The following is a 25,445-nucleotide window of genomic DNA, read 5'->3' on the forward strand; positions in this document are numbered from 1 at the left end:
CCTGACCGGTCCGACCCGCAGGGGACGGTGAAGGGGTCTTGGGTCTCCGGTCGCCGGCCCTTCCCGGTGCCGGAAACACGCGTGCCAGCCGTCTCCCAGAAGGCCTTGCTGAACCGGGCACAATGTGATACGTGGTACACTTGAACCCTCACCTTCAGGAGGGCGTCATGGGACAGGCTCGTCGTTTCGGATGGCTGGCAATTCCGCTCCTCATGTGCATTCCCGTGTTGTGGGCCGGGGCCCAGGGCACGCCGCCGGGCGGCGCGGCTCCAGCCGGTCAGGGCGCACCCGCCGGGGGACCGCCGCCCGGCCTGGTGCTGAAATTCGCCGCGCCCGACGCGGCGCGTGGCCAGACCCTGAGCCGCAGTTGCGCGGGCTGCCACGGCCCCGGCGGCGTGAGTGCCCAGGCCAGCGTTCCCGGCCTCGCCGGACAGGTACCGAGCTATACCCGGTTCCAGCTCTCGGTGTTCCGGGCCAAGCTGCGGCCCAGCGCCGTCATGCAGGGGGTGGCGTCGCGGCTCTCGGACCAGGACATCGCGGACCTCGCGGCCTACTTCGCGGCCGGGGAGCCGGGACCAGCCTGGGCGGCCGACCCGGCGCTGCGGGCGCGCGGCGCGGCGCTGTTCCAGGGGGGCGACAACGACCGCAACGTGATCGCCTGCGCGGTATGCCACGGCGAGGACGGGCGCGGCGCCGACCGCCAGGGCATCGCCAGCGTGACCAACCTCGCGCCCGAATACGGCCTGGAGATCCTGCACGAATTCCGCGACACCCCACGCTTCGGCGTGCCGCACCCCGACGCCATGCGCATCGCCCTGAAGCCCCTGACCGACGACGACCTGAAGGCCCTGGCCGCCTATATCAGCAGCATGAAGTGAGCCGCCGCGTGGGGACACGGGGCTAGACTGGGCCGCGATGCCGGTGCCGCCCCTCCCCTCCCCGTCCGTCCCTGCCCTGTCCGCCGCGCCCTGGGTGGTCGCGGCCCTGTACGAATTCCGCGCGCCGGAAGACCCGGCGGCGCTGCGCGGCGATCTGGCGGCCCTGGGCGCGCGCCTGGGCCTGTGCGGCACCCTGATCGTCGCCCCCGAGGGCATCAACGGCACGGTGGCCGGGTCGCGGGCGGCCATCGACGAGTTGCGCGCCGCGCTGCGGGCCGCCGGATTCGCGCGGCTGGAATACAAGGAGTCGGAGGCGGCCGAGCGGCCCTTCAAACGCTTCAAGGTGCGCCTCAAGGCCGAGATCGTGACACTGGGCGTGCCGGTCACGCCGCGCGAGCGGGTCGGCACCTATGTCGAGGCCGAGGACTGGAACGCCCTGCTGGCCGACCCGGACGTGGTGGTCGTGGACACGCGCAACCGCTACGAGGTCAAGGCGGGCACCTTCCAGGGCGCGCTCGATCCGGAGCTGGACAGTTTCCGTGAGTTTCCGGCATGGCTCGACGCGCACGCGGGCGAGCTGGCGGGCAAACGGGTCGCCATGTTCTGCACCGGAGGCATCCGCTGCGAGAAGAGCACCAGCCTGCTGCTGGAACGCGGTTTTACCGACGTGCTGCACCTGCGCGGCGGCATCCTGAAATATCTGGAACAGGTGCCCGAGGAGCATAGTCGCTGGGAGGGCGAGTGCTTCGTCTTCGACGGGCGGGTGGCGGTGGGCCACGGCCTGCGCGAGGGCGAGGCCATCATGTGCCATTCGTGCGGCTGGCCGCTGACCCCGCAGGAGCAGGCGCACCCCGAGTACGAGGAAGGCGTGAGCTGCGAGCACTGCGCCGGACGGACCACTGCCGCACAGAAGGCCGCCTTCCGCGAGCGCCAACGGCAGGTCTACGGGGGCTGAAAAGGGCGGGACTGGACCACCCAGTCCGATCGTTGACAGGTGCGTTATGTATACATAACATACCGTTATGGTTGCCAAACGCCCCCCCGAGGGCAAACTCTACAACCGTCTGGCGGCCCTGCGCGCCGAGCGGGGGATGAGCCGGGCGGAACTGGCCGCCGCCATCGGCATCCATCCGCAGTCGGTCGGGTTCATCGAGCGCGGCGACTATGGCCCCAGCCTGGAACTGGCCCTGAAGGCGGCGCAGGTGTTCGGCCTGCCGGTCGAGGCCATCTTCTCGCTCTCGCCCCTGCCGTCCCTGAGCGCGCAGGTGTATGCCCCCAAGGAGTAACCGATGTCCCTGACCCCCACGCTGCCGCCGGCCTACACCCGTACCCTTCCGATGACGCGCCGCCGCACGCTGGCAGCGGGCCTGGGCCTGAGCGTACTGGGCCTGCAACTTTTCTTGCCCAGCCTGGACGCGGAACACTGGGGCGGCCTGTGGCCACTGCTGCTGATGCCGGTCGCGGCGGTCTGTCTGCACGGCCTGACCTCGCAGGCCTGGGTCTGGACCCGGCTGTTTCGCCGGGAGGCGCAGCTCGACGAGTACGAACGCCACACCCGCGACGCTTTCGTGGCCCGCGCCTTCACCCTTTCCGGGCGACTGCTGTGGGTCATCTTCCTGGCGACCCTGCTCGGCGGCGGCCTGATTACCCGGTTTCCGGCGCTCAATCCCTTCGCGGGCGCGAGTACGGAGGTCGCCTGGGGCCTGTTCGTCCTCGTGGCCGCCGCCGGGTACGACGGCCTGCCGCGCATTCTGGCCGCGCTGCACGAGGACCTGCCCGAAGAGTGAAGCCCTGCGAGAATGACCCCATGACCCTGCCCGACCCCTCCCCCACCGCCCGCATCATCCTGGTACGCCACGGCCAGACGGCGCACAACCGCGAGCGCCGTATCCAGGGCCACATCGACATTCCGCTCGACGAGACCGGGCGGGGCCAGGCCGCGCAACTCGCCCGGCACCTGGGGGCGCAGGGCGTCCGGGCCACCCGCATCCACAGCAGCGACCTGAGCCGGGCCTACGCCACCGCCGAGGCGCTGCGCGCGGAGATCGGCGGCGTCCACGAGAGCTTTCCGGCGCTGCGCGAGATCCTGCTGGGCAGCTGGGAGGGCCAGCCCATCGACGACGTGTCGCTGAACGAGGCGGCCCTGAGCGCACGCTTCTGGGACGGCGATCCCGAGTGCTGCGCGCCCGGCGGCGAGACCCCGGCGGCCGTCGGCGCACGGATGCTCGCACATGTCCACGCCCACTGGCCCGGCGAGGGCGAGACGCTGGTGGTCGTCTCGCACGGCATCGCCATCTGGTCGCTGCTCTCGCGCCTGCTGGAACTCGACTACCAGACCCACTGGCGCGGCGGCACCTACAACCACCGCAACACCGGCTACTCGGTGCTGGAGGTCGGCGCGGACCGGCAGATTCATGGGTCGCGGCTGGCACAGGCCGACCACCTGGCCCCGCTGTAAACGGCCCAGCGCCGCGCTCCCGAAGGGCCACGCCCATACCAATCCGACAGACAGACAAGCGCCCCGGCTCCGGCTGGGGCGCTTGTCTTGCGGAAATTGTGCGGAGGCTCAGGCCTGCTGGGCGGGGGCGTGCCCATCGGTCTGCTCGGGCGCGGCGCCCGCCTCGACCGTCTTGCCGGCGGTGAGCTGCCCGCCGCTGCGCACGCTGACACTGCGCTTCTGGGCCGCCTCGCTGCGGGGCACGCGCAGGGTGAGGGTCCCGTGGTCGAAGTCGGCCTCCACCTTCGTCAGGTCGTACTTGGCGGGCACGCTGAAGGTGCGGCTCAGGGTGCCGTAGGCACGCTCGACGCGGTGGGCGGTCCGGCCCTCCTCGCGGGCGTACTTGCGCTCGGCCTGCACGCTCAGGGTCTGATTCTCGGCCTCGATCTGGATGTCTTCCGGCTTCACGCCCGGCAGGTCCAGGGTCAGTTCCAGGCCGCCGGCGCTCTCATGCACGTCCACCGGGGGCGCGAGGCGGGCGGCGTGGGCGGCGGGGCCGCCGAAGGCGCGGTCCATGCGCTGGGTCAATTCTTCGATTTCACGGAAAGGATCAAATCGCATCATGCGGGAACCTCCTGAGGGGTGATCTGGGGAGGAGCGGCGGGGCAGCCCCCTTCGCTCCGATGAATCCAATATAAAACCTAAGTCCTATCGTGTCAAGTTTAGTGCGTCTTTGGAACGGCGAGGCGCACAGCGACTGGAAGATGCGGGCGGAAGTCGGGAAGTCTGTTACACTCCCGGACGGCTGAGGCCCCGGCACATTTCCGGGACGCCATCACCCTCTCTCGGCAGTCCCGTGAGGCTGCGCCCGCCCCGTGAGGCAGGAGAAGGAGTCGTCATGTTCAGAACCGTCAATGGCCCTCAGCGCGCGCTGGGCGGCGTTTTTTTCATGTGTGCCGGAGGGCGCCCATGACCCCCAAGGCCACCATCCTCAGCGGCGACGAGGTCCGCCGGGCGCTGACCCGCATCGCGCACGAGATCGTCGAGCGCAACCGGGGTGCCGAGCAGCTCGCCCTCATCGGCATCCACACGCGCGGCATTCCGCTCGCGGCGCGCCTGGCCGCCAAGCTCAGCGAACTCGAAGGCGTCGAGGTGCCTACTGGCCGCCTCGACATCACGCTCTACCGCGACGACCTGACCGAGATCGCGCAGCAGCCGATCATCCGCGACACCCAGGTGCCCTTTGACCTGCGTAACCGCCGCGTGGTGCTGGTGGACGACGTGCTGTACACCGGCCGCACGGTGCGCGCCGCGCTCGACGCCCTGATCGACCTCGGCCGGCCCGAGAGCATCCAGCTCGCCGTGCTGGTGGACCGGGGCCACCGCGAACTGCCCATCCGCGCCGACTACGTGGGCAAGAACCTCCCGACCGCCCGCAGCGAGCAGGTCAAGGTGAAGCTGCGTGAGAGTGACGGCGAAGACGTCGTCGAGCTGTGGGACCGCGAGGAAGAAGCGTGAGCGCCGCTGCCCCCCGTCTCCCTGCCGGCCCCTCGTCCTCCGGCCGGCCCCGGCACCTGCTGGATTTCCAGGACTGGACACCCGAGCGCCTGGAGAGCGTGCTGAACAACGCCGATACCATGCTTCAGGTGCTCGACCGGCCCGTCAAGAAGGTGCCGGCGCTGCAGGGCCTGACGGTCTGCAACGCCTTTTTCGAGAACAGCACCCGCACCCGCACGAGCTTCGAGCTGGCCGCCCGGCGCATGAGCGCCGACGTGCTGACCTTCGCGGCGGGCAGCAGCAGCGTGAGCAAGGGCGAGTCGCTGCGCGACACCGTGGAGGTCCTGACCGCCTACAAGGTGGACGCCTACGTCGTGCGCCACCACGCCGCCGGGGCCGCGCATCTGGTCGCGCGCTACAGCGGCAAGCCGGTCATCAACGCGGGCGACGGCCGCCGCGCCCACCCCACCCAGGCGCTGCTTGACGCCTACACGGTGCGCCAGGAATACGGCTCGCTGGAGGGCAAGAAAATTGCCATCATCGGGGACGTGCGGCATTCGCGGGTCGCGCGCAGCAACGCCGAACTGCTGCCCAAGCTGGGCGCCGAGGTCGTGCTGTGCGGCCCCGCCACGCTGCTGCCGGAAGGCCTGGCGGGCATGCCGGGCGTGCGCCTCACCACCGACGCGAAAGACGCCGTGCGCGGCGCCCACGCGGTCATGGCGCTGCGGCTCCAGCAGGAGCGCATGTCGGGCGGCTACCTCGCGAGCCTCCAGGAGTACGCCGACCACTACCAAGTCAACGAGCGCCTGATGCAGGAGGCCGAGAGCGGGGCCATCGTGCTGCACCCCGGCCCCATGAACCGCGACCTGGAAATCAGCAGCGAGGCGGCCGACGGCCCGCGCAGCCGCATCCTCAAGCAGGTCGAGAACGGGCAGGCCGTCCGCATGAGCGTGCTGTACCACCTGCTGGTGGGGCGCGACTGATGGTGCGCCGCACATTCCCGGTCCTGCTGGCCGGGACGCTGCTGCTGGCCGGTGGGGGCAATGCGGGAGCCAGCGCCGCCCTCACGCGGCTTCAACAGGCCTACGGCCGCGCCTCTGCCACTGAGGCCTACAACTACGCCCTGTGGGTCCGGATCGCCCTGCTGGTGGCCTTTCAGGACGGCGGACAGCGCCCCCTGAGCCTGACCCGCTGCGACGACGAGCGGCTGGAAATATTCGCCACGCTCCGGTTCAACCGGGTCGAATCCTGCTCGGCCTCCATCCGCAGCGAGGACGACTACCACGCCGAGGTGCGTTTCTCGGGCGGTCTGGCCTTCGAGATCGATCAGAACGGCGTCCGCCCGCTGGACCCGGCCCCCTCCGCGCCGAAAAGCGGAAAATAGAGCCGCCATGTTCAGAGTTCCTGCCTTCTCCCTGCTGTTCGCCCTGATCACGGCTCTGCCGGCCCAGGCCGCATCGGCCCCCCACCCCGCCGCCGTGCTGGCCGAAGCCCGCGCCTACGCCTACACCGCCGCTCTGAGCCTGCCCGTAGCGATGGTGAACAACGAGGGCGAGCGCATCGAGGGCGCGGGCTGTAACGACCCCCGGCTCGTCATTCCGGTGACGCTGCGCCTCAACCAGATCGAGTTCTGCACCGCCAGCGTTTCGGGCGAACACGAGTACGAGGTGCAGGTCCGCTTCAAGAACGGGCTGGCCTTCATCGCCGACCAGAACGGCGTGCGGCAGGTCGACGCCGCGCGGACCCTTCCCTGATCCCAAGGAGTTCCATGACCCTGACCATCACCAACATCAAGCGCCCCGGCAGCGGGCAGACCGAAAGCGTGACGGTCGAACACGGCCGCATCAAGGGCTGGAACCTGCCCCCCGAAGGCCGCGTCCTCGACGGCCAGGGCGGTACGGTCGCCCCCGCCCTGATCGAACTGCACGCCCACCTGCGCGAACCCGGCCAGACCGAGAAGGAAGACCTCCACTCGGGGCTCGCGGCGGCGGCGGCGGGCGGCTACGGCACCGTCGTCTCGATGCCCAACACCTCGCCGGTCGTGGACGAACCGGCCACCGTGCGCGCCCTGACCGAGAAAGCCCTGACGCTGGGCACGGCGCGCCTGCGTCCGGCCGCCGCCCTCACGCGCGGGCAGCGCGGGGAAGCGCTGGCCGAACTGGCCGCCCTGAAAGGCGCGGGCGCCGCCATGTTCACCGACGACGGGCGCACCAATGAGGACGCCCGCGTGCTGCGGCTGGGCCTGGAGTACGCAGGCAGCCTGGGCATGGTCGTCAGCGTGCATGCCGAGGACGCCTCTTTGCGCGCCGACGGCGTGATGAACGAGGGACCGGTGTCCGAGGCGCTGGGCCTGCCCGGCAATCCGGCGGCGGCCGAGGCGGCGCGCGTGGCCCGCGACCTCGAAATTCTGGCCGGCCTGCACGCCCAGGGGCGACCGGCGCGGCTGCATATCCAGCATCTCAGCACGGCGCGTGCCCTCGACCTCGTGCGCGCGGCCAAGGCGCGCGGCCTGAGCGTGACCTGCGAGGTCTGCCCCCACCACCTCACCCTCACCGACGAGGCGCTGCGGTCCTTCGACGCCATCTACAAGGTCGCGCCGCCGCTGCGCACCCAGGCCGACGCCGACCACCTGCTCGCAGGGCTGCTCGACGGCAGCGTGGACTGCCTCGCCACCGACCACGCCCCGCACACCCGCGCCGAGAAGGAACGCGACCTGCTCGACGCGCCCAGCGGCATCGCCTACATCGAACTGGCCTTTCCGCTCATGTGGACCCGCTTCGGCGAGACGCTGGGGCTCGACCGTCTGCTTCACCTCATGACGGCCGCCCCGGCGCGCGTCATGGGCTGGCCCGAGCCCTCGCTGGACGTGGGCGCCCCCGCCGACCTCGTGGTGCTGGACCTGGAGACCGCGCGCACCGTGAATCCGGCCGAATTCCGCAGCAAGGCCAAGTTCACCCCCTGGGCCGGCGAGACCCTGCGCGGCTGGCCCCTGCTGACCGTGGTGGACGGCCAGGTCGCCTACCAGCGCGAGTAGAGGCAACAACAGGCGGGCGGCCCTTCCACAGGGCCGCCCGCCTGTTGCTGTGCCGCCGAAGGGAAATCCCGGCAGGTGCGCCTCAGGACCTTCACCGCCCCGAGACGCTCCGGAGAATCACAGCCCGGCTTCGGCCAGGAACGCGTCGAGCTTCTGGGGACGGAATCCGCTGAGGCTGTGGGCCACGTCGCCGCTCACCAGCGTGGGCACGCTGCGGCGGCCCCCGTTGACGCTCATCACGTACTCGGCCGCCTGCTCGTCCTGCTCGATGTTGATCTCCTCGTAGGCCAGGCCCTTGCTGCTCAGGGCACGCTTCGTGGCGTGGCAGTCGGGGCACCAGCTCGTCGTATACATCTTGATCATGGCGAAACCTCCGTCGGGCCGCTGGCCCGTTGTCTCTAGTTTATAAAGTAAAGCAGCCCTGGACAACAGGAACCGCTTCACAAAGGCACGGAAAACGGCCCACTGCCGCGGGGGCAGGGGCCGTCAGGGCCGAGAAGGGCTCAGGCGCTCGCGGCCGCGCTCGGTTCGGCCGCCGGGGCCGCGTCGGCGGGCTGGTCGGCGCGCTCCTTCTTGGGCGCGGGGGCCGCCTTGGGGGTCATGATCATGTTCATGTCCATGCCCATCATGCTGGGCGTGCCTTCGGGCGCACCGATGTCCGACAGGGTGTCGGCGACGCGCACCAGAATGCGCTCACCCAGTTCAGGGTGCGTGCGCTCACGGCCGCGGAACATGATGGTGACCTTGACCTTGTGGCCTTCCTCGAGGAAACGCCGCACGTGGCCCGTCTTGGTGTTGAAGTCGTGGTCGTCGATCTTGACGCGGAACTTGATCGCCTTGACTTCCTGCGAGCGGGCACGCTTGCGGTTTTCCTTTTCGTTCTGCTGCTGTTCGTAGCGGAACCGGCCATAGTCGAGCAGGCGGCAGACCGGCGGAACGGCCTGTGGACTGACCATCACGAGGTCCAGGGCCTTCTCGCGCGCCATGTTCATGGCGTCACGGGTGTCGATGATACCGATCTGCTCGCCTTCCGCCCCGATCAGACGAATCTGCCGGACACGAATCTGCTCGTTGACCTTGTGTTCTTTCGCTATGTTCATCACCTCCGCCGCGCCCCGCGCGCGCTGGCGTCGTGGGCGGCTTCAACACCCGGCCGGGACCGCTCCGGTCTCGCCGTCTGGCGTTGACCCTCATTCTGTGCTTGAAGTCGGGCAGCCCACAGTCTACCACGCCCGGACACTTCCCGCAGGTTCGGGAGCTGTTGAGCAAGCGTTGGGACAACACGGGACACTGCGGCTTCCCGGGCGCGCGTGCCCGGCCCGAACGGCCCCATACTTGACGTACCAGAGACACAAACCCTAGCATCGGGGGATGAACCGCGCCGCACCCTCGCTGCCGGCCCAGGCCACCCAGGTCGGCCTGGCGGTGGACGTGGTGGCCTTCGCCATGCACGGCGGCGAGTTGCAGGTGCTGCTCGTCGAGCGCGGCGAGCTGCCGCACGCCCGCGACTGGGCGTTGCCCGGCGGCTTCGTGCAGCCCGGCGAGGAACTGCACGAGGCCGCCCTGCGCGAACTGCGCACCGAAACCTCGGTGGACCTCGAACCCCGGCACCTGGAGCAGTTCTACACCTTCGGGGCCCTGGGGCGCGACCCACGCGGGCGGGTGGTCAGCGTGGCCCATCTCGCGGTGCTCCCGCATGGCACGGTGCAGGTCACCGCCGGGGGACATACGGTAGGCGCGGCGTGGCAGCGGGCCCACCACCCGCCCCGGCTGGCCTTCGACCACCGCGCGATCCTCGACCGGGCGCTGGGGCGGCTGCAACTGCGGCTGGAATACGCCAACCTGGCGCTGGACTTTTTGCCCGACACCTTCACGCTTCCCGAACTCCAGACGGTGCACGAGGCGATCCTGAACCGCAAGCTCGACAAGCGCAATTTCCGTAAGCGGCTGCTGGCCCAGGGCAGTCTGGTCCCCAGCGGGGAGCGGCGCAGCGGGGTCGGGCGGCCCGCCCAGCTCTACCGGCGGGCCAAGAACGTGCGCTCGGCCGCGCTGTAGCTCGCCCGGCCTAGTCCCAGAAGGCGCTCATCGTGGTCGCCTGGCGGTCGGCCCAGGCCAGCACGTCCTCCGAGGGCAGCCAGTCGGCCCCGAAGCTGTTGTAGTGGGCGCGCTCGATGACACCGTCGCGGCCGATCAGGAACTCGGCCGGCATCCGCAGCAGTTCACCCTCGCTCTTCAGGGCGCTGGTGCCCATCATCTTGAAGCCCTGGACCAGGGTCGGCATATTGCGGCCGTCCAGCGTGCCCATCAGGCTGAAGCTCAGGCCGTAGCGGTCGTAGGTCTCGTCTTGGGGGTCGGCCAGCACCGGATAGGGCGGGCGCATCTTGCCGATCCCCTCCCCGAGGCTGTCGATGCTGCTGCCCCACACGGTGACGATCTGCACGCCCTTCTGGCGCAGCCGCTCGTGCAGCGTGATGACCTGGGCGTTGTGGGGGTTGCACAGCGCGCAGGTGCTCTGGCGGTTGAACAGCAGCCACACCGGCCGGCCGCGCAGATCGCTGAGCCGCTGCTCGCCGCCCGCGAGGTCGGGCAGGCAGAAGTCGGGGGCCTCCTGACCGGCCACGAGGCGTTCGGAGACCACGCGGGGCAGGCGGTCGTCGGCGGCCCGCAGCACACCGCTTCGCAGCAGGGCCGTGGCCGTGCGGGCCAGCACGTCCCAGCGCATGGGCAGACGCCGGGCCATCTCACCCAGGGTCAGGCCCCGCAGCGCCGCGCCGTAGATCAGCCCCTCGGTTTCGCCGTGCGGCGGATTCAGGGGCGAGGCCAGCAGCAGGTCCGAGGGCCGCAGCTGACGCTCGGCGCTCCCGAGCTGCTGGGCCAGCTGCTCGACCTCACGCACGGTCTGCGCGGCCCCGACGGCGGTCGGCAGTGCGGGGGCCACCGCCGGCGCGCGCACGGTGCTGCTCACCAGGGCGTTGTGCCACACGAGCGGCAGCAGCGCCGCCACCAGCCGCTCGTGGGCCAGCCGGGCGAGGGTGGCGACGGTGAGGAAACCGCCCTGCACCAGATAGTTCAGGGCGCCGTCGAGGTTGCCGCCACGCTGCTGGGCTTCGGCGATGGTCGCCGGATGCACGCCGGCCGTCCCCAGCGCGGCGCTCCAGGAAGGCAGCAGGTCGCTGCTGACACGGGTGATCTTTCCCTCCTGGAAATGAAGGACCGTCTTGAGGGCAGGATCGGCGAAATTCAGCTCGAGCTGGGTATTCCCGTTCAGACTGCTTCCCGCCGAGTCCGTCACGGCCTGAAGTGTAGGCACCATCAACATGCCCGGCATAGTACCGCCAGTCCTCTCACGGTTTACTTGCCTGACATCGAACGGTTTTTTCCCAAGAATCGAATCTTCAGTAAAGCGCCGTCTCAGCCGATTTTCCGTGAAAAAACCGCCCTTCTTGCTGATGGTTCGCTGAGAGGACATGAAGACCCGAGCACCCCCGCGCGGGGGTAGGGTCGCCCGGTCCGGCCCTGGGGGCTGTGAGTTCGCCCGGAGTCTGCTGCACCGGTCCAAGGTAGACTGACGCAATCCCCGCCGCGCGCCCACTCCCCAGGGAAACCGGCCGCGCGGCGTCCAGAAGAGGAGTGAAGCCACATATGGACATGAAGAAGCTCATGAAGCAGATGCAGCAGGCGCAGGCCGCGGCCAGCAAGATTCAGGACGACCTCGCCGCGCAGACCGTCGAAGGTACCGCCAGCGGTCTGGTCACGGTCACGATGAACGGGCACGGCAAGGTGCAGACCCTCAAGATCAAGCCCGAAGCGGTGGACGGCGACGATGTCGAGGCCCTCGAAGACCTGATCCTCGCGGCCATCAACGACGCCTCGGGCAAGGCCGACGACCTTCAGCGCGACGCCACGCGCGGCCTGGGCATCCCCGGATTTTGAGTCTCCCCCCGCACCAGGAGGCCCCATGAAATACCCCCCCTCGCTGGTCGCGCTGATCCGTGAACTCTCGCGCCTGCCGGGCATCGGCCCCAAGAGCGCGCAGCGCCTGGCCTTCCACCTGTTCGAGCAGCCGCGCGAGGACATCGAGCGCCTCGCCTCGGCGCTGCTGTCGGCCAAGCGCGACCTGCACACCTGCCCTATCTGTTTCAACATCACCGACGCCGAGACCTGCGACGTGTGCAGCGACCCCTCGCGCGACCAGAACCTGATCGCGGTGGTCGAGGAACCCGGCGACGTGATCGCCATCGAGCGCAGCGGCGAGTACCGGGGGCTGTACCACGTGCTGCACGGCGTCCTGAGCCCGATGAACGGGGTCGGTCCCGAGAAGCTGCACATCCGGCCCCTGCTGCCACGCGTGCGTGAGGGCATGGAGGTCATCCTGGCGACCGGCACCACGGTCGAGGGCGACGCCACTGCCCTGTACCTGCAACGGCTGCTCGAGCCGCTGGGCGCGGCCGTGAGCCGCATCGCCTACGGCCTGCCGGTGGGCGGCGCGCTGGAATACGCCGACGAGGTCACGCTGGGCCGCGCCCTGACCGGCCGCCAGCGGGTCGGTGGCCCGGTGGCCGGCAAGGGCTGAGGGTAGACAGGGGGACCAGGGGGTGCCTTCGATCCCTCTGAGCTGTGCGGAGCGGGCCCTTGAGCAGGACCCGCGAAGTGAATGGGCCAACAGCACACTCTTCCAAGCAGCTGAACACCACCATGAGGCCCTCGCTCCTCGGTCGCCCCCGTCTCCGGAACGGGGGCGATCCTCTGTAGCGCAGCCCAGACCACTACGCCGTCCACCTCCGTCCCCGATGCTCTACTGGCGGCATGACCGATTCCGTCTCCCCCGCCCCGGCGAGCGAGTGGCTGCGCGCGCCCATCCTGTCCGGCCCCGCGCTGACGCTGGCGCCTCTGACGGTTGCCCACGCGCCCGACCTGCATGCCGGAGCCGACGAGGCCACCGTGCAGTTCCTGTCGCGCGGCGGGCCGGCCCACAACACCCCGGAGGCCTGGGCCACCTACGTCGAGGCCCTCAACGCCACCCCCAACCGCGTGAACTGGGCGGTGCTGCGCGGCGGGGTGGCGGTGGGCCGCATCAGTTTCAGCGAGGTGCGCCCCGCCGACCGCTGGGCCGAAATCGGGACCATGCTGCTGCCCGCCGCGCAGGGGGCCGGCGTGAATCCCGAGGCCAAGTGGCTCCTGATGACCCGCGCCTTTGAGGAGCTGGGCGCGGGCCGGGTCCATTTCAAGGTGGATGCCCGCAACGCCCGCAGCCTGCGCGCGGTCGAGAAGATCGGGGCCGTGCGCGAGGGGACCCTGCGCGGCTATCAGGTGCGCCCCGACGGCTACGCCCGCGACAGCGTGATGTTCAGCGTGCTGCGTGCCGAGTGGCCGGACGTGCGCGCGCGGCTGCTGGCCCGGCTGAACCCCGCCTGACGCGCGCGCCGGAAGTCGGGGCGGGCGCTCAGTTTTGCCATCCGCGCGCCTGTTAGCCTGCCCCCATGAAACGCCTCGCCTTGCTGCTGGCCCTGCTGGGCGGCCACGCCCCCGCCCTGGTCGTGCCCCTGCGGGGCTGGACCCCCATCGCAGGCGACGCTTCGCGCTGGCAGGGGGGCGGCGGCGAGTGCCTGATCCGCGAGACGCGGCACACCCAGGCCTTCCCGCCACTGGCCACGCAGCAGGCCGCCACAGGCATGGCCAACCGCCTGCGCGTCTCGCTGGGCAAGGCCGGCCTGGGCGAGGTCACGACCCAGCCGGTGGACCGCGACACCACCTGGGCCGTGCTGGCCGGATACGTGTACGAGGAAGGCGGCGCGCGTTACCGCGTCTCGCAGCTCTACCTTAGCGACGGCGGCAAGCTGCGCACGGTGAGCGGCAGCAGCGCGGCTGGCACCGACAGCCCCTGTACGGCGGGCATGCGCGAGTTCATCCGCTACCAGGCGGAGTGACGGACTGACGGGCCACGACCCCTCCAGCTGAGGGCGGCGGCCCGCTCCGTTCAGAACCCGAGCTGGGTGCGCGGGCGCTGAAGTTGCGCGAGGCGCTCGGGCGTCCAGAGTTCGTAGGCGTACATGGGGTACTGACGCTTGAAGCGCCCCACCCGGTCCCACACCTCGCGCGACTCGTGCGGCACGACCAGAATCAGGCGGATGACGCTGTCCTCGGCGTCGTAGATATAGAAATCGAAATTGAAGCTCTGCTCGTTGCCCTTGTCGGTGAACAGCGGGAAGCTGAAGGGCCGGTAGCGCCAGGCCTTGCGCCGCGTCTGGAGGATGTCGGCAGCCACACGCTTGAGATTGCTGTCCGCGAAGGTCAGCTTCTCGCCGTCGCGGTCCACGAAGACGGCCGTGGGGGCGGGCGCGTCGAGCTGCACGCGCTTGAGTTCCGGCATCGGCTTTTTCTTGACGCCGCGCGGGGCCGCCTGCCGCTCACCGCCGCTCCGGCTGCCCGCCGCGCCGCCCGACGCCGAGCCGAAGCGGCGCGGGCCGCCCCCACTGCTCCCGGCCCCACCGCTCCCAGCCCCGCCGCGCTCGCCCGGTCCCCGGCCGCCTGCGCCGCTGCGTGCGCCCGGGCCGCTGCCCGTGGGCCGCGCGCCGGAGCGCTGGGCGGCCGGGCGGCCCTCGCCGCGCGTTTCCTTCTGGCCGCCCTCGCCCCCGGCACGCACCGGCCGGGTGGTGTCCCGCGTGGTGCCTCCCCGGCCCTGCGCCATGTTCTTCTTGGGGCCATGGCCCCGTGATCCTCTTGCGGCTGCGCCGCGTTTAGGCCCCGTCATACCGGTCAGGATACGACGGCCGGCCCTGGCCTATGCCCCTGCGCCTTCCTTGAGCGCTTCCGGATCGGGGGCGGCCCAGTCCAGGATCACCTTGCCGCTCTGGCCGCCCAGCATGGCGTCGAAGCCCTGCTGGAAATCCCCGATCCCGAAATGGTGCGTGATGACGGGTCGCAGGTCCAGCCCCGACTGGATCAGGGCGGCCATCTTGTACCAGGTTTCGAACATCTCCCGGCCGTAGATGCCCTTGATGGTCAGCATCTTGAAGATCACGCCGTTCCAGTCGATGTCCACCCGGCCCGAGGGAATGCCCAGCAGCGCGATTTTGCCCCCGTTGTTCATGGTGTCCACCATCTGCGCGAAGGCGGGGCCCGAACCGCTCATCTCCAGGCCCACGTCGAAGCCCTCGGTCATGCCCAGTTCGTCGCGGGCCACCGTCCACAGGTCCTCACGGGCCACGTTCACGGCGCGGGTCACGCCCATGCGGCGCGCGAGGTCCAGGCGGTAGTCGTTCACGTCGGTGATCACCACGTTGCGCGCGCCCACGTGCCGGGCCACCGCCGCCGCCATCACGCCGATGGGCCCGGCCCCGGTGATGAGCACGTCCTCGCCCACGAGGTCGTAGGTCAGGGCGGTATGGACCGCGTTTCCGAAAGGATCGAAGATCGCCGCCACGTCGTCGGGGATGTCGTCGGGGAGCTTGAAGGCGTTGAAGGCCGGCAGCACGAGGTACTCCGCGAAGGAACCGGGGCGGTTGACCCCCACCCCCTGCGTATTGCGGCACAGGTGACGCCGGCCCGCGCGGCAGTTGCGGCAGTGCCCGCAGGTGACGTGGCCCTCGCCGCTCACGCGGTCCCCGATCTCGAAGCCGCGCACCTCGCTGCCCACCGCCGCGACCACGCCCACGTATTCGTGGCCCACGACCATCGGCACGGGAATGGTCTTGCTGGCCCAGTCGTCCCACTTGTAGATATGGACGTCGGTGCCGCAGATGCTGCTCTTGCGGATGCGGATGAGCAGGTCGTTGGGCCCGGGGGTGGGCACCGGCACGTCGGTCATCCACAGGCCCTCGCGGGCCTCGCGCTTGCTCAGGGCGCGCATGGTCGGAACATCTGGGGTGACGGCGGAAGGAGAAACGGCGCTAGACATGTGCAGCCGTTCTACGTCGCCGGACATGGCCCGCGCAATGAGGCCCTTCGCACTCGCGCCCGGAGTGTCCCGCCCAGTGGGTCAGCGCCGGAGGCAGGCGGCGAAGCGTCCATTAAGTTCCGGGGGCTGTCGCGCCCCCACCCCCCACATTTAGGCTGGGCACATGATCAAGTACCGCAAGCAGAACGCGCTCGAACCCGAGAAGGACGCCGAGCTGAGCGTCAACCTGACTCCCCTGCTGTTTTTCGCCGTGGGCTTTTTCACCATGAAGGCCGTGCTGGGCAGCGTCCTGCGCTGAACCGGGCCGTCCTCTACCCGGCCGGCCGCTCTGCGGGATAAGGTGGGCGCCATGACCAATCCCGGTGAACAGTTCAAGAGCCTGAACAGTGGCCGTTTCGTGGTGCCCGGCTGGACCAATCTGGTGCCCGGCAAACCCGACGCTGTCGAACTCCAGATCGACCTCAACGAGGCCGACGCGAACCGCGAGCAGGCGATGATCCTCGTCGAGTACTGGGCCGACGGCCAGGACCTGACCCTCCAGAGCCTCCTGCCCGTGCGCGCCTTCCGCGCGGCGCGCGAGGGTGGCCCCGGCTGGTGCGTGTTCGTGCCCGCACAGGGCCGCGTGCTGGTGCGCGCCATCGACGCCCAGCCCGACCCGCCCGTACTGGCGAGCCACTGGATCAACGTCGAGCCGGACACGGTGCCCGGTACGGTGGTCAACGTGGACGTGAAGTTCCCCGACAGCCCGCCCGCCGCCGAGGCCTGAGCCCCTTTCTGTTCTCGCCCTTTCCCGGCCGCGCCGGTTCGTGCTTGCCAGGTCAGCCTGGACCGCGAACCGGCGCGGCTTCTCGTGTCCCGAGGCTCAACGCTTTCACAACGCTGGGGCACATAACGCTCATGTAACGCCCGGTTCAGTACAGTGTGTCCCAGAAGCTGACCGTGCCCGGAGGGCCGCCTGAATGGGCCGGGGCCCGCTCTGCCTTCTGACCGGGAGCCTGTCTCCTTGTCCGTGCCGACCGCCGCCGTTCCGATCCACACCACTCATTACACCGGACACACGATCTGCTGGTCAGACGTTTCTTGGAGCCTCGGGGGGGGAACCATGCCAACGCTGCATCTGCTGGGCCGGGTCTATATGACCCAGGACGACCATGCCCTCAGCCTGTCGCACAAGGCGGCGGCCCTCCTCGCGTATCTCGCGCTGGAAGGCCGCCCGCACCACCGTGAACATCTCGCCGAACTGCTGTGGAACCACAGCGGCGCGCTGCGTAACCTCCGGGTCGAACTGACCCGGCTGCGCCAGCAGCAGCTCGCCCTGTTTCCCGAACGCCAGCCCATGCTCTCGCTGCACTGCGACACGGACCTGTCGCGGCTCACGGCCGCCGCGCCCCTCCTGGGCGAGCGGCAGCTGCCCGGCTGGCTCGCGCAGCTGCGCGGTCTGCCGCTGGGCGACCTCGACGACCTCGGTTCGCCCGCTTTTCAGGAGTGGGTCACGCGCCAGCGCCTGCGGCTGTGCGAGGTGCTGGAAAACCTGCTCTCGGAGGTCCAACTCCGCTTCGCGCAGCGCGGCCAGATGCAGGCGGTCGAGCAGATCCGCGAGCGCGCCGCGCAGCTCGACCTGCATCTGCCGCCCGTCTCGTCCGGACCCGCTCCTGCCGTCCGCGACCGGCCCTTCGCCTTTCCCGCGCAGGAGGCCGAGCTGCGCCGGGTGCTGAACCGCAGCGACCGCAGCCCGCACGTCGTGTACCTCAGCGGTCCCAGCGGGGCCAAGCGCGCCCTGATCGACGCGGCGGCGCGCGGCACGGACTGGAAGGTGCTGCACCTGCAGGTGACGGCGCAGCCCCGGCTGTTCCAGGCGACCCTGGTGCAGCAGCTCGCCCAGGCCCTGCCCGAACTCTCGGGACCGCTGCTGGCCTCGCTGGCACGGCTCGAAAGTCACCAGAGCCTGGACCTGATCCAGCTCGCGCAGGTCCTCATGCAGTCGGACACGCCGCTGCTGCTCTCGATGAACATCCACCAGGCCGAGGCGTGGTTCACCGGGGGCCTGCACTTCGCCCTGAACGGCCGCTGCCCCATGACCCTGGTCCTGATCTCCGGTTCGGCCGACGTGCTGGAGGACGTGCGCCAGCAGCTCGGCCCCGTGAACCTGGAGCGGATGCTGCGCCTGACCCTGCCCCCCGTGGGCGCGGCCGGGTTGCTGCCGGTCCTGACGGAACAGGCCCAGGGCGAGGCCACGCCGGCCCCGACTGGCGCGGCCGTCCATCCCGACGACCTCTACGGCCGCGCCGCGCGCCTCAGCGTGCGCACCGAGGGCTGGCCGCTGTACCTGCGCAGCCTGCTGGGCAGCGTGCCCGGCGAGGACCCTGCCCCCAGCGCCGCCCAGACCTCCGAGATGGCGAGTGCCCGGCTGGCCGAGCTGCAGTACCTCAGTGCGCCGGTTCGCCGGGGCCTGAGCGTGCTGGCGCAGGTCCACGACCGCTTCGACCTGCCGCTGGTGCGCGAGCTGCTCGGGCCGCTGGCCGAGGAGGTGCTGCACGTGGGCGCGCAGCGGGGCGTTCTGGTGCCCGCGCAGCTGGAGGAGGAAGTCGAGCTGCCGGGCCTGCTGACCTGGGTAAGCGACGCCGAGCCGCATCTGGCCTTCGCCTCCGAGATCACGCGCGCGGCGCTGGCCGGACGCCTGACCCCGGCCGAACGCCACGACCTGCGCCGCCGCCTGGCGGTCCTGGCCTGGCCGGAGTCGCCCGCCCTGGCCGCCCACTACGCCGAGCGCGCGGGCCTGCACGACCTCGCGGCCCAGGCCAGCGCCGCGCTGGGCACGCCCGAGGTCGCGCCGCCCCGGCTCCCGGCCGCCCAGCCCGCCGCCATGCCCCTGGGGACCGCCGCGCCCCGGCGCGAGGTCCGCACGCCCGGAGGCTACCGCGTGGCCCTGGAACACGGCCGCCTGGAGGTGCTGCGCCGGGGCCGGCCCGGTCCGACCCCCCGGTTGCGGCTGAAATTCGGCCACGTGAGCGCCGGACCCTGGAGCGTGACCCTGCGCCTGGACCTGTACACCCACCTGCTGCCCGGCGAGGCCAGCGGCCCCTACGCCCTGGGGCTGGGCCTGGGCCAGGAGCCGCAGAAGGTCTATGCCCCCGCACCCCTGAGCGCGCCGGTGGCCCCTGGCCTCGACCCCTGCCTGGGCCTGCTGCCGCTGGGCCGCTGGGTGCAGATCAGCGGTCAGGGCGGGGCGGGCCCCCTGATCCTCAGCACCCGCGCCACCGACCTCGCCCTGACCATCGGGGCCCTGAGCTGGAACGGCCAGCGTTTCCTGCCCGAACGCTGAGCCCGGGAGGGAGGCGGGCCCGCTCCCGCGCCTAGCCGTCCAGCCGGACCTCGGCCACCTTGGCGAGCATCCGGAAGGTCTGGAACAGGTGATAGGCGTCGGGGCTCTCCCAGCCGACCGTCAGCGGGTCGAGACGGGTGATCCCCGGCACGCGCTCGCAGGCGTCGGCCCGGGCCTGGTGGTTCAGCGAGAGCTGGCAGTTGGCGGGCCAGCGGGTCGTGTAGGGCCGGGCCTGGGCAGCGGCGCGCACGGCGGCCTCGGCCCCGGCCCGGATGCGGCGCTGCGCCTCGCGCGGGTGCAGATGGATGGCCGCGAAACTGCTCAGGCCCTCCTTGACGGCCACGCAGACCACCTCCTCACCCAGCTCGGCCCGGATCTCGGCCATCGCCACGTCGTCGCCACTGGCGAACACCACCGGCACGCCGTAATGACCGGCCAGCAGGGCGTTGAGGCCGTACTCGCCCGTGTCCCGGCCGTTGATCCGCACGTTGCGCACGAAGCCGTTCCAGGTGTGCGCCAGCGGGCCGCGTGGGCTGCCGGCGCGGGCGTGGTAGCCCACGAACAGCAGCGCCCCCACGCCCCCTTCCTGCACGCCCTGCACCATGCTCAGCGGCTTGTCGTTGCCGCTCGTAAAGCGCGCGGCCTCGGGCAGCAGCTCGGGGAGGAGATTGCGCATCGTGTCGTGGCTGTCGTTGACCAGCACGCCGCTCGCCCCGGCGGCCAGCGCGCCCTCGGCGGCGGCGGCGGCCTCCAGGGTCATGCGCTCGCGGGCGGCCTGGTACTCGGCGGCGTTGACCAGGCCCCCGAACTCGGGTGGGCTGACCTGCACCCACGACGCCACCCCGCACACCCCTTCCATGTCCACGCTGATGACCACGTTCATGCGCCCCAGGGTAGTCGCATTCGGCCACATGTGGGTACAGCCCAAAAAAAGCCGCCCCGAAGGGCGGCCCGGCGGCAACGACGCCTTAAGCCTGCTGCGCGGCCTTGGCCTTGTTGATGGCCTTGGCGAGACGGCTCTTCTTGCGGGCGGCGGTGTTCTTGTGCAGGGTGCTGCCCTTGGCGGCCTTGTCGATCAGGCTCTCGGCCTTGCTCTGGGCGGCGACGACGTCCTCGGCCCCGCTGGTGGCGGCGATCAGGGCCTTCTTGGAGAAGGTCTTGATGGTGCTCTTGCGGCTGCGGTTGATCAGGCGGCGCTTGAGGCTCTGGCGGTGGCGCTTCTGGGCGGACTTGTGACGTAAGGCCATGTTCGTGACTCCTTTGTTCTCCCGCGCGTGCGGGGCGGTCTCGGGACTTCCGCTGCCGGAGGTCCTGCGAAACGCGACGCGTCCTTCGCCTGTCCGGCGAGGCGCACCTGCTGCCGCGGCTCACGCGGGGCAGGGTCGGTCCACCTGAAGTGGGCAACCTGTACAGTATGCCCGCGCCGGGGTCAGCGGGTCAAGGTATGGACGGCGGGGCAGGGTGGCATACTGCCTGCCATGACCCGAGCACGCCGTTCCCGAACCGGCCCAGGCGCGCGCGCAGACACTGGCGAGGAGCCCGGCGCGGCGGCGGGGAGCGGCACCGCGCCGCGCGGGCCGCGCCGCGAGCGCACCCCCGAGGAGGAACGCGAGGCGCTGTTGGCCTACGCCTTCCGGGCGCTGGGAGCGCGGGCACTGAGCGCCGCCGAGCTGCGCGCCCGGCTGGAAAAACGCAGCGAACAGCCCGAACTGATCGAGGACGTGCTGCGCCGCGTTCAGGAGCTGGGCTACCAGAACGACGCCCAGGTCGCCCAGACCGAGAGCAGGCGCCGGGGGGTGGGGACCTTCCGGGTGCGCCAGACACTGCGGCGGCGCGGCCTGGACAGCGGCCTGATTGAGGAGACGGTCCAGGCCCGCGACCCGGAGGACGACGAGCGCGAGGCCGCCGATTTCCTGGCCCGGCGCTGGCCGGCGCTGGCCCGCAAGCGCGACCCGCGCGCCAGCGCCTACGCCCTGCTGGCCCGCCGGGGCTTCGGCAGCGCCGCCATCTGGGCCGCGATCCGGGAAGTGCAGGAGGCGCAGGACTTCCAGCCGGGTGAGGAGGCGGAAGATCAGGAGGACGAGGAGTGAAGACCGATTGCGCAGTAAGGGCAGTGCCAGAGAAATCGGCTTCTAGAACGTCAAATTCCATCTGTTTTGAACAGGGTAGAAAATGGGGAGTTTTTGCGTGACTCAGATGAAGTCTTTCACCGATCAGCTCACTCCTGCGCAATAGGGCTTGAAGGCGGCTGCTCCCCGGACACCGGCGTTGCTTGACACCGCAGGACTGCGCCCCATAAACTACCGCCTGCCCCACTTCGGCGGGGTCGTGGTTCGGCGGGGCGTAGCGCAGCCTGGTAGCGCACGTCGTTCGGGACGACGGGGTCGGAGGTTCGAATCCTCTCGCCCCGACCACGCTTCAAGCGGCCTCCCCTCTGTGGGAGGTCCTTTTTTTTGCCCTCCCCGCCCGGACCCTGCCCCGCGCCGATTCCCCGTCCCCGCCCTTCAGGAGCCTCCATGCGCGTCTTTGCCATCGCCGACCTGCACCTGTCCAGCGTGACGCCCAAGCCCATGACGGTCTTCGGCCCCGGCTGGGCCGGGCACCCGGAAGCCGTCTGGGCGCAGTGGCGCGAGGTGGTCGCCCCGGGCGACCTCGTGCTGCTGCCCGGTGACCTGTCGTGGGCCATGCGGCTGCCCGACGCCCTGGTGGACCTGCGGCTGCTGAGCGACCTGCCCGGCACCAAGGTGCTGCTGCGCGGCAACCACGACTACTGGTGGCCCACCGCCAGCCGCCTGCGCGCCGCCCTGCCCCCAGACCAGTTCGCGGTCGTGAACGACGCCGTGCGGGTCGGCAACGTCGTGGTGTGCGGCTCGCGCGGCTGGATGACCCCCGGCCACGAACCGCTGGGCGCCGAGGACACGCGGCTGCTGGCCCGCGAAGGCGAGCGGCTCGCGCTGAGCGTGGAGGCGGCGCGCAAGCTGCGGCGGCCCGGCGACCACCTCATCCTGATGCTGCACTACCCGCCCGCCTCGCCGCCCTACCCGGCCAACCCCATCACCGAGGTGATCGCGCAGGCGCGGCCCGACATGGTGCTGTACGGCCACCTGCACGGCGTGCCGCCCGAGCGGGCCATGAGCCATGTCGGGGGCATCCCGGCGTATCTGGTGGCCGCCGACGGGCTGCGCTTCCGGCCCCGGCTGGTGCTGGATACGGGCGCGGGCCACGGGACGGCCGCCGGCGTGGCCGCGCCGGGCGACTGAGCGCGGGCCTCCCCGCCCTCACTTCGCCTTGTGCGTGGACTTCCAGGCCAGGGCGAAGGCCTCGTAGTATTCGCGCGCCTGCCGGGCCGCCGCGTCCTCGACACCGGAGCGGCTGAGCAGACCGTAGCCCTGGTCGTTCCACAGGCGCACCCGCTCGACCGTCAGGGTGCGGGCCGCAGGCTTCTCGGCCTGGGGCCGGGCCGGAATGGCGGCCGCAGCGACAGGCGGGGTGCTCAGGACGACCGTGGCCTCGCCGCGCACCTCAAGCTCGAAGGCCGCCGAGAAGACGTAGCGCCCCCCCGAAACCTTGAAGGTATCCACCGTGAAGGTCTGGTACACGGTGCAGGTGCGGGGGTCGCCGTAGCTCAGGCCGTACAGGGCGGCGTACTTGTCGAGCTGGGCGTCGAGATCGGCGGCGAGGTCATCGTCCTCCTTTTCGTCGATATACACGTAGGCCTGGGGCGGGCAGAGGTCGGCGCTGACCAGCCCGCGCAGGTTGTCGCCCGGCGCGTCCTGGGCGGCGGCCAGGCCCGTCACCCCCAGCGTCAGGAGCAGCGGGGCCAGGAACCGGGCGGGCCGGAGACGGGTCATGCCCGTCAGTGTACGCGGCCCCGCCGGCGACGGACGGGCATCTGCGCGGCATCTGCTAGGCTGAGCTTATCTAGTCATCCCGGTGGCCGCCCGCAGCGGCCGACCGTTCCCGGAGCGCCGTGCCCATGCCTGCCCCTGCCCTGTTTCGCCGTGCCCGCCCCCTGCCCAGACCGGAGGGCGCGGCCCGGCTCCTGAACCAGCGCCGCGCACCCTGAGTGGGGCGTCCCGCCGGGTTCTTGCCGCCTACGCCCCCACTTCCGTGCGCCCAGGAGGGTTCATGACCATATCTTCCGATTCGCTGCCCCAGGCGGGCCTCTCGCCCGAGGGCGCCGCCGCCTCCGAAGCGGCCTACGACGCCGGGCAGGCCGCCGGCCTGTTCCAGATTCTCGCGCCCGACGGCGAGGTCGTGCGCCCCGACCTCATGCCCGATACGGGCACGCAGCTGCGGCTGTACCGCCAGATGCGCCGCGCCCGGCACTTCGACGAGCGCGGCTGGGTGCTCTACCGCCAGGGCCGCCTGGGCGTCTTTCCGCCCTTCGGGGGGATGGAGGCCAGCCAGGTCGGCACCGCCGCCGCCCTGAGCGCCGACGACTGGCTCTTTCCGACCTACCGCGACACCGGCGCGGCCCTGACCCTGGGCCTGCCCATCGCGCGCACCCTGGCCTACTGGCGCACCAGCCCGCACGGCTGGGCCATGCCCGAGAACCTCAAGGTGCTGCCCTTCTACATTCCCATCGCCACCCAGTACCCGCAGGCGGTCGGGGCCGCGCTGGCCGAGAAACGCAAGGGCACGCGCAACGTGGCGATGGCCTACATCGGGGACGGCGGCAGCAGCGAGGGCGACTTCCACGAGGCGCTGAACTTCGCGGGCGCGCTGAACGCCCCGTGCGTGTTCATCCTCCAGAACAACGGCTGGGCCATCAGCGTGCCGACGCGCAGCCAGACGCGCGCCACCGACCTCTCGCGCCGCGCCGAGGGCTACGGCCTGCCCGGCGTGCGGGTGGACGGCAACGACGTACTGGCGACCTGGCACGTGACCGCGCAGGCGGTCGAGCGCGCCCGGAACGGCGAGGGACCGACCCTGATCGAGACGGTGACCTACCGCGTCAAGCCGCACACCGTCGCCGACGACCCCAGCCGCTACCGCACCGAGGAGGAGGGGGCACCCTGGCGGGAGAAGGACCCCGTGACGCGCCTGCGCGCCCACCTGCTGCGCACCGGCGTGCTGAACGAGGAGGGCGAGGCCGCGCTACTGGCCGAGGTCGCCGCCGAGTTCGAGGAGGCGCTGCGCGAGGCCGACACCTACCCCGACCCGGCCCCCGCCGAGATTCTGGACCACGTGTTCGCCGAACCGACGCCGCAGCTCCGGCGCCAGCGCGAGGAACTGCTCGCGGAGGTGGAGGCGTGAGTGCCCCCGTGACTCCCGAGTCGGCGACCCGCACCCTGACGATGGTCGCGGCCATCAACGACGCGCTGGACGTGGCGCTGGCCCGCGACCCCGACGTCCATATCTTCGGGGAGGACGTCGGCGTGATGGGCGGCGTGTTCCGTGCGACCGACGGCCTCCAGGCCAAGTACGGCGCCGAGCGTGTCTTCGACACCCCGCTGGCCGAGGCCGGCATCGTGGGCATGGGCATCGGTATGGGGCTGGCGGGCCTGAAGCCGGTCGCGGAGATTCAGTTCGCGGGCTTCCTGTACCCGGCGCTCGACCAGATCCTCTCGCATCTGGGGCGATTCCGCCACCGCACGCGCAGCCGCTACCACCTGCCGATGGTCATCCGCGCGCCCTACGGCGGCGGGGTCCACACGCCCGAGCAGCACGCCGACAGCCCCGAGGCGATCCTGGCGCACACGCCGGGCGTCAAGGTGGTCATTCCGAGCACCCCGGCCGACGCGCGCGGGCTGCTGCTCGCGGCCATCGCGGACCCCGACCCGGTGTTCTTCTTCGAGGCGATCAAGCTCTACCGCTCGGTGAAAGAAGAAGTGCCGACCGACTACGTCACGGTGCCGCTCGGGCAGGCCCGCCACGTCACGCGCGGCGACGACGTGACGGTGGTGTGCTACGGCGGCATGGTCGAGGTCGCCACCCGCGCCGCCGAGGCCGCCCGGCAGGCCGGGATCGGCGTGGAGGTCATCGACCTGCGCACCCTCGTCCCGATGGACACCGACACCGTACTGGAGAGTGTCCAGAAGACCGGGCGCGTGGTCGTGGTGACCGAGGCGCCGCGCACCGGGGGCTTCCACAGCGAGATCAGCGCGACCATCGCCGAGGAGGCCATCGAGTTCCTGCGCGCGCCCATCGTGCGCGTGACCGGCTACGACGCGCCGTACCCGCCCTTCACGGCCATCGAGGACGTGTACCGCCCCAGCGCCGTGCGCGTGGCCCGCGCCGTCCGCAAGGTCATGGCCTACTGACCGGGGGCCAGGGTGTCCCGGCCGCGTAGACATCGGGACGCCCACCACGGCCCCCACTTGTCTATGCGTGTATGCTCGGCGCGTCAACAGCTACGCACGTCTCAAGGAGAAGAA

Annotated in this window: 31 protein-coding genes and 1 tRNA gene; 23 read left to right on the forward strand and 9 right to left on the reverse strand. The window is 70.9% G+C overall.

What is annotated here, in order from left to right; genetic code table 11:
• Positions 1 to 167 precede the first annotated feature (167 nt).
• From DGO_RS10390 to DGO_RS10410, 5 genes are all read left to right on the forward strand, one after another.
• Positions 168 to 878: a c-type cytochrome gene (locus DGO_RS10390; RefSeq protein WP_014685474.1), complete on the forward strand. Its 711-nt coding sequence runs from the start codon at positions 168 to 170 to the stop codon at positions 876 to 878.
• Positions 879 to 915: 37 nt separating this feature from the next.
• Complete coding sequence (gene trhO, locus DGO_RS10395) at positions 916 to 1,833, forward strand: oxygen-dependent tRNA uridine(34) hydroxylase TrhO (RefSeq protein WP_043801998.1); 918 nt, start codon at positions 916 to 918, stop codon at positions 1,831 to 1,833.
• A 67-nt stretch (positions 1,834 to 1,900) separates the two neighbouring features.
• The gene (locus DGO_RS10400) at positions 1,901 to 2,164 is read left to right on the forward strand and encodes a helix-turn-helix transcriptional regulator (RefSeq protein WP_043801999.1); all 264 of its coding nucleotides are present in this window, start codon (positions 1,901 to 1,903) and stop codon (positions 2,162 to 2,164) included.
• A 3-nt stretch (positions 2,165 to 2,167) separates the two neighbouring features.
• Positions 2,168 to 2,665, forward strand: coding sequence for a hypothetical protein (locus DGO_RS10405; protein ID WP_226991343.1), 498 nt, complete (start codon positions 2,168 to 2,170; stop codon positions 2,663 to 2,665).
• 20 nt (positions 2,666 to 2,685) lie between these two features.
• Positions 2,686 to 3,336: a histidine phosphatase family protein gene (locus tag DGO_RS10410; protein WP_043802001.1), complete on the forward strand. Its 651-nt coding sequence runs from the start codon at positions 2,686 to 2,688 to the stop codon at positions 3,334 to 3,336.
• Between the two features lie 108 nt (positions 3,337 to 3,444).
• Here DGO_RS10410 and DGO_RS10415 read toward each other — a convergent pair whose 3' ends face one another.
• Positions 3,445 to 3,939, reverse strand: coding sequence for an Hsp20/alpha crystallin family protein (locus DGO_RS10415; RefSeq protein ID WP_014685477.1), 495 nt, complete (start codon positions 3,937 to 3,939; stop codon positions 3,445 to 3,447).
• Positions 3,940 to 4,284: 345 nt separating this feature from the next.
• Between DGO_RS10415 and pyrR the strand changes: the two genes are divergently transcribed.
• Genes pyrR through DGO_RS10440 form a run of 5 tightly spaced genes read left to right on the forward strand, consistent with a single transcriptional unit; the run spans position 4,285 to position 7,846 of the window.
• Positions 4,285 to 4,833 (forward strand): bifunctional pyr operon transcriptional regulator/uracil phosphoribosyltransferase PyrR, encoded by a 549-nt coding sequence (gene pyrR, locus DGO_RS10420; protein WP_043802004.1) that lies wholly within the window; start codon positions 4,285 to 4,287, stop codon positions 4,831 to 4,833.
• Complete coding sequence (locus DGO_RS10425; RefSeq protein ID WP_050920776.1) at positions 4,830 to 5,795, forward strand: aspartate carbamoyltransferase catalytic subunit; 966 nt, start codon at positions 4,830 to 4,832, stop codon at positions 5,793 to 5,795. The genes pyrR and DGO_RS10425 overlap by 4 nt, the downstream gene beginning before the upstream one ends.
• A complete protein-coding gene (locus tag DGO_RS10430; protein ID WP_014685480.1) occupies positions 5,795 to 6,196 on the forward strand; it encodes a hypothetical protein in 402 nt (133 codons plus the stop codon). The genes DGO_RS10425 and DGO_RS10430 overlap by 1 nt, the downstream gene beginning before the upstream one ends.
• A gap of 7 nt (positions 6,197 to 6,203) precedes the next feature.
• Complete coding sequence (locus DGO_RS10435) at positions 6,204 to 6,566, forward strand: hypothetical protein (RefSeq protein ID WP_014685481.1); 363 nt, start codon at positions 6,204 to 6,206, stop codon at positions 6,564 to 6,566.
• Between the two features lie 14 nt (positions 6,567 to 6,580).
• Entirely contained in the window at positions 6,581 to 7,846 is a 1,266-nt protein-coding gene (locus DGO_RS10440; RefSeq protein ID WP_043802007.1) for a dihydroorotase, read from the forward strand.
• A 117-nt stretch (positions 7,847 to 7,963) separates the two neighbouring features.
• Here the strand turns inward: DGO_RS10440 and DGO_RS10445 are convergent, their stop codons facing one another.
• Both DGO_RS10445 and infC read right to left on the reverse strand, forming a co-directional pair.
• A complete protein-coding gene (locus tag DGO_RS10445; protein WP_014685483.1) occupies positions 7,964 to 8,209 on the reverse strand; it encodes a glutaredoxin domain-containing protein in 246 nt (81 codons plus the stop codon).
• A 140-nt stretch (positions 8,210 to 8,349) separates the two neighbouring features.
• The gene (gene infC / locus DGO_RS10450; protein WP_014685484.1) at positions 8,350 to 8,949 is read right to left on the reverse strand and encodes a translation initiation factor IF-3; all 600 of its coding nucleotides are present in this window, start codon (positions 8,947 to 8,949) and stop codon (positions 8,350 to 8,352) included.
• Positions 8,950 to 9,217: 268 nt separating this feature from the next.
• Here infC and DGO_RS10455 point away from each other — a divergent pair, with 268 nt between their 5' ends.
• Positions 9,218 to 9,901, forward strand: coding sequence for an NUDIX hydrolase (locus DGO_RS10455; RefSeq protein ID WP_043802009.1), 684 nt, complete (start codon positions 9,218 to 9,220; stop codon positions 9,899 to 9,901).
• 10 nt (positions 9,902 to 9,911) lie between these two features.
• Here DGO_RS10455 and DGO_RS21130 read toward each other — a convergent pair whose 3' ends face one another.
• Positions 9,912 to 11,165, reverse strand: a complete 1,254-nt coding sequence (locus DGO_RS21130; protein ID WP_169331008.1) for a peroxiredoxin-like family protein — start codon at positions 11,163 to 11,165, stop codon at positions 9,912 to 9,914.
• A 323-nt stretch (positions 11,166 to 11,488) separates the two neighbouring features.
• Here DGO_RS21130 and DGO_RS10465 point away from each other — a divergent pair, with 323 nt between their 5' ends.
• The 4 genes from DGO_RS10465 (at position 11,489) to DGO_RS10480 (ending at position 13,773) form a co-directional block, all read left to right on the forward strand.
• Complete coding sequence (locus tag DGO_RS10465; protein ID WP_043802010.1) at positions 11,489 to 11,779, forward strand: YbaB/EbfC family nucleoid-associated protein; 291 nt, start codon at positions 11,489 to 11,491, stop codon at positions 11,777 to 11,779.
• Positions 11,780 to 11,804: 25 nt separating this feature from the next.
• Complete coding sequence (gene recR / locus DGO_RS10470) at positions 11,805 to 12,419, forward strand: recombination mediator RecR (protein WP_014685488.1); 615 nt, start codon at positions 11,805 to 11,807, stop codon at positions 12,417 to 12,419.
• 233 nt (positions 12,420 to 12,652) lie between these two features.
• Positions 12,653 to 13,261 carry a GNAT family N-acetyltransferase gene (locus DGO_RS10475; protein ID WP_043802013.1) on the forward strand — a complete coding sequence of 203 codons (609 nt, stop codon included), beginning with the start codon at positions 12,653 to 12,655 and terminating at the stop codon, positions 13,259 to 13,261.
• Between the two features lie 65 nt (positions 13,262 to 13,326).
• Positions 13,327 to 13,773 carry a hypothetical protein gene (locus tag DGO_RS10480; RefSeq protein WP_043802015.1) on the forward strand — a complete coding sequence of 149 codons (447 nt, stop codon included), beginning with the start codon at positions 13,327 to 13,329 and terminating at the stop codon, positions 13,771 to 13,773.
• 50 nt (positions 13,774 to 13,823) lie between these two features.
• Here DGO_RS10480 and DGO_RS10485 read toward each other — a convergent pair whose 3' ends face one another.
• Positions 13,824 to 14,597 carry a hypothetical protein gene (locus tag DGO_RS10485; protein WP_014685491.1) on the reverse strand — a complete coding sequence of 258 codons (774 nt, stop codon included), beginning with the start codon at positions 14,595 to 14,597 and terminating at the stop codon, positions 13,824 to 13,826.
• A 30-nt stretch (positions 14,598 to 14,627) separates the two neighbouring features.
• On the reverse strand, positions 14,628 to 15,695 hold the full coding sequence (gene tdh, locus DGO_RS10490) for an L-threonine 3-dehydrogenase (RefSeq protein WP_014685492.1): 1,068 nt from the start codon (positions 15,693 to 15,695) through the stop codon (positions 14,628 to 14,630).
• Positions 15,696 to 15,906: 211 nt separating this feature from the next.
• Between tdh and DGO_RS24645 the strand changes: the two genes are divergently transcribed.
• The 3 genes from DGO_RS24645 (at position 15,907) to DGO_RS21135 (ending at position 19,065) form a co-directional block, all read left to right on the forward strand.
• Positions 15,907 to 16,041 (forward strand): hypothetical protein, encoded by a 135-nt coding sequence (locus DGO_RS24645; RefSeq protein ID WP_014685493.1) that lies wholly within the window; start codon positions 15,907 to 15,909, stop codon positions 16,039 to 16,041.
• 51 nt (positions 16,042 to 16,092) lie between these two features.
• Complete coding sequence (locus DGO_RS10495; protein WP_014685494.1) at positions 16,093 to 16,509, forward strand: hypothetical protein; 417 nt, start codon at positions 16,093 to 16,095, stop codon at positions 16,507 to 16,509.
• A 336-nt stretch (positions 16,510 to 16,845) separates the two neighbouring features.
• Positions 16,846 to 19,065: a hypothetical protein gene (locus tag DGO_RS21135; RefSeq protein ID WP_014685495.1), complete on the forward strand. Its 2,220-nt coding sequence runs from the start codon at positions 16,846 to 16,848 to the stop codon at positions 19,063 to 19,065.
• 31 nt (positions 19,066 to 19,096) lie between these two features.
• Here the strand turns inward: DGO_RS21135 and DGO_RS10505 are convergent, their stop codons facing one another.
• Positions 19,097 to 19,948 (reverse strand): M55 family metallopeptidase, encoded by an 852-nt coding sequence (locus DGO_RS10505; RefSeq protein ID WP_014685496.1) that lies wholly within the window; start codon positions 19,946 to 19,948, stop codon positions 19,097 to 19,099.
• Positions 19,949 to 20,033: 85 nt separating this feature from the next.
• The gene (gene rpsT, locus DGO_RS10510; RefSeq protein ID WP_014685497.1) at positions 20,034 to 20,312 is read right to left on the reverse strand and encodes a 30S ribosomal protein S20; all 279 of its coding nucleotides are present in this window, start codon (positions 20,310 to 20,312) and stop codon (positions 20,034 to 20,036) included.
• Between the two features lie 231 nt (positions 20,313 to 20,543).
• On the opposite strand from rpsT, the gene DGO_RS10515 reads away from it, so the two are divergent.
• The 3 genes from DGO_RS10515 (at position 20,544) to DGO_RS10525 (ending at position 22,325) form a co-directional block, all read left to right on the forward strand.
• Positions 20,544 to 21,155, forward strand: coding sequence for a regulatory protein RecX (locus DGO_RS10515; protein ID WP_014685498.1), 612 nt, complete (start codon positions 20,544 to 20,546; stop codon positions 21,153 to 21,155).
• 247 nt (positions 21,156 to 21,402) lie between these two features.
• A tRNA-Pro gene (locus DGO_RS10520) sits at positions 21,403 to 21,479 on the forward strand.
• A 102-nt stretch (positions 21,480 to 21,581) separates the two neighbouring features.
• Positions 21,582 to 22,325, forward strand: a complete 744-nt coding sequence (locus DGO_RS10525) for a metallophosphoesterase (RefSeq protein WP_014685499.1) — start codon at positions 21,582 to 21,584, stop codon at positions 22,323 to 22,325.
• Between the two features lie 18 nt (positions 22,326 to 22,343).
• Here the strand turns inward: DGO_RS10525 and DGO_RS10530 are convergent, their stop codons facing one another.
• Complete coding sequence (locus tag DGO_RS10530) at positions 22,344 to 22,916, reverse strand: hypothetical protein (protein WP_014685500.1); 573 nt, start codon at positions 22,914 to 22,916, stop codon at positions 22,344 to 22,346.
• A 277-nt stretch (positions 22,917 to 23,193) separates the two neighbouring features.
• On the opposite strand from DGO_RS10530, the gene pdhA reads away from it, so the two are divergent.
• Positions 23,194 to 24,324 carry a pyruvate dehydrogenase (acetyl-transferring) E1 component subunit alpha gene (gene pdhA / locus DGO_RS10535; protein ID WP_083847274.1) on the forward strand — a complete coding sequence of 377 codons (1,131 nt, stop codon included), beginning with the start codon at positions 23,194 to 23,196 and terminating at the stop codon, positions 24,322 to 24,324.
• Positions 24,325 to 24,365: 41 nt separating this feature from the next.
• Positions 24,366 to 25,331 carry an alpha-ketoacid dehydrogenase subunit beta gene (locus tag DGO_RS10540; RefSeq protein WP_014685502.1) on the forward strand — a complete coding sequence of 322 codons (966 nt, stop codon included), beginning with the start codon at positions 24,366 to 24,368 and terminating at the stop codon, positions 25,329 to 25,331.
• Positions 25,332 to 25,445 lie beyond the last annotated feature (114 nt).

It is taken from the genome of Deinococcus gobiensis I-0 (genome assembly GCF_000252445.1).
In the GTDB taxonomy this organism is placed as follows: Bacteria; Deinococcota; Deinococci; order Deinococcales; family Deinococcaceae; genus Deinococcus; species Deinococcus gobiensis.

Bases quoted from the DNA above. Each gene is read 5' to 3' on its own strand.
- DGO_RS10495 (WP_014685494.1), top strand. From the start codon at position 16,093: ATGACCAATCCCGGTGAACAGTTCAAGAGCCTGAACAGTGGCCGTTTC.
- DGO_RS10540 (WP_014685502.1), top strand. From the start codon at position 24,366: ATGGTCGCGGCCATCAACGACGCGCTGGACGTGGCGCTGGCCCGCGAC.
- DGO_RS10485 (WP_014685491.1), bottom strand. From the start codon at position 14,597: ATGACGGGGCCTAAACGCGGCGCAGCCGCAAGAGGATCACGGGGCCAT.
- DGO_RS10440 (WP_043802007.1), top strand. From the start codon at position 6,581: ATGACCCTGACCATCACCAACATCAAGCGCCCCGGCAGCGGGCAGACC.
- DGO_RS10405 (WP_226991343.1), top strand. From the start codon at position 2,168: ATGTCCCTGACCCCCACGCTGCCGCCGGCCTACACCCGTACCCTTCCG.
- pyrR (WP_043802004.1), top strand. From the start codon at position 4,285: ATGACCCCCAAGGCCACCATCCTCAGCGGCGACGAGGTCCGCCGGGCG.
- trhO (WP_043801998.1), top strand. From the start codon at position 916: ATGCCGGTGCCGCCCCTCCCCTCCCCGTCCGTCCCTGCCCTGTCCGCC.
- tdh (WP_014685492.1), bottom strand. From the start codon at position 15,695: ATGCGCGCCCTGAGCAAGCGCGAGGCCCGCGAGGGCCTGTGGATGACC.
- DGO_RS10525 (WP_014685499.1), top strand. From the start codon at position 21,582: ATGCGCGTCTTTGCCATCGCCGACCTGCACCTGTCCAGCGTGACGCCC.
- DGO_RS21135 (WP_014685495.1), top strand. From the start codon at position 16,846: ATGCCAACGCTGCATCTGCTGGGCCGGGTCTATATGACCCAGGACGAC.
- DGO_RS10445 (WP_014685483.1), bottom strand. From the start codon at position 8,209: ATGATCAAGATGTATACGACGAGCTGGTGCCCCGACTGCCACGCCACG.
- DGO_RS10410 (WP_043802001.1), top strand. From the start codon at position 2,686: ATGACCCTGCCCGACCCCTCCCCCACCGCCCGCATCATCCTGGTACGC.
- DGO_RS10400 (WP_043801999.1), top strand. From the start codon at position 1,901: ATGGTTGCCAAACGCCCCCCCGAGGGCAAACTCTACAACCGTCTGGCG.
- DGO_RS10480 (WP_043802015.1), top strand. From the start codon at position 13,327: ATGAAACGCCTCGCCTTGCTGCTGGCCCTGCTGGGCGGCCACGCCCCC.
- pdhA (WP_083847274.1), top strand. From the start codon at position 23,194: ATGACCATATCTTCCGATTCGCTGCCCCAGGCGGGCCTCTCGCCCGAG.
- recR (WP_014685488.1), top strand. From the start codon at position 11,805: ATGAAATACCCCCCCTCGCTGGTCGCGCTGATCCGTGAACTCTCGCGC.
- DGO_RS10435 (WP_014685481.1), top strand. From the start codon at position 6,204: ATGTTCAGAGTTCCTGCCTTCTCCCTGCTGTTCGCCCTGATCACGGCT.
- DGO_RS21130 (WP_169331008.1), bottom strand. From the start codon at position 11,165: ATGTTGATGGTGCCTACACTTCAGGCCGTGACGGACTCGGCGGGAAGC.
- DGO_RS10465 (WP_043802010.1), top strand. From the start codon at position 11,489: ATGGACATGAAGAAGCTCATGAAGCAGATGCAGCAGGCGCAGGCCGCG.
- DGO_RS24645 (WP_014685493.1), top strand. From the start codon at position 15,907: ATGATCAAGTACCGCAAGCAGAACGCGCTCGAACCCGAGAAGGACGCC.
- DGO_RS10515 (WP_014685498.1), top strand. From the start codon at position 20,544: ATGACCCGAGCACGCCGTTCCCGAACCGGCCCAGGCGCGCGCGCAGAC.
- DGO_RS10430 (WP_014685480.1), top strand. From the start codon at position 5,795: ATGGTGCGCCGCACATTCCCGGTCCTGCTGGCCGGGACGCTGCTGCTG.
- DGO_RS10505 (WP_014685496.1), bottom strand. From the start codon at position 19,948: ATGAACGTGGTCATCAGCGTGGACATGGAAGGGGTGTGCGGGGTGGCG.
- DGO_RS10415 (WP_014685477.1), bottom strand. From the start codon at position 3,939: ATGATGCGATTTGATCCTTTCCGTGAAATCGAAGAATTGACCCAGCGC.
- DGO_RS10475 (WP_043802013.1), top strand. From the start codon at position 12,653: ATGACCGATTCCGTCTCCCCCGCCCCGGCGAGCGAGTGGCTGCGCGCG.
- rpsT (WP_014685497.1), bottom strand. From the start codon at position 20,312: ATGGCCTTACGTCACAAGTCCGCCCAGAAGCGCCACCGCCAGAGCCTC.
- DGO_RS10455 (WP_043802009.1), top strand. From the start codon at position 9,218: ATGAACCGCGCCGCACCCTCGCTGCCGGCCCAGGCCACCCAGGTCGGC.
- DGO_RS10530 (WP_014685500.1), bottom strand. From the start codon at position 22,916: ATGACCCGTCTCCGGCCCGCCCGGTTCCTGGCCCCGCTGCTCCTGACG.
- DGO_RS10390 (WP_014685474.1), top strand. From the start codon at position 168: ATGGGACAGGCTCGTCGTTTCGGATGGCTGGCAATTCCGCTCCTCATG.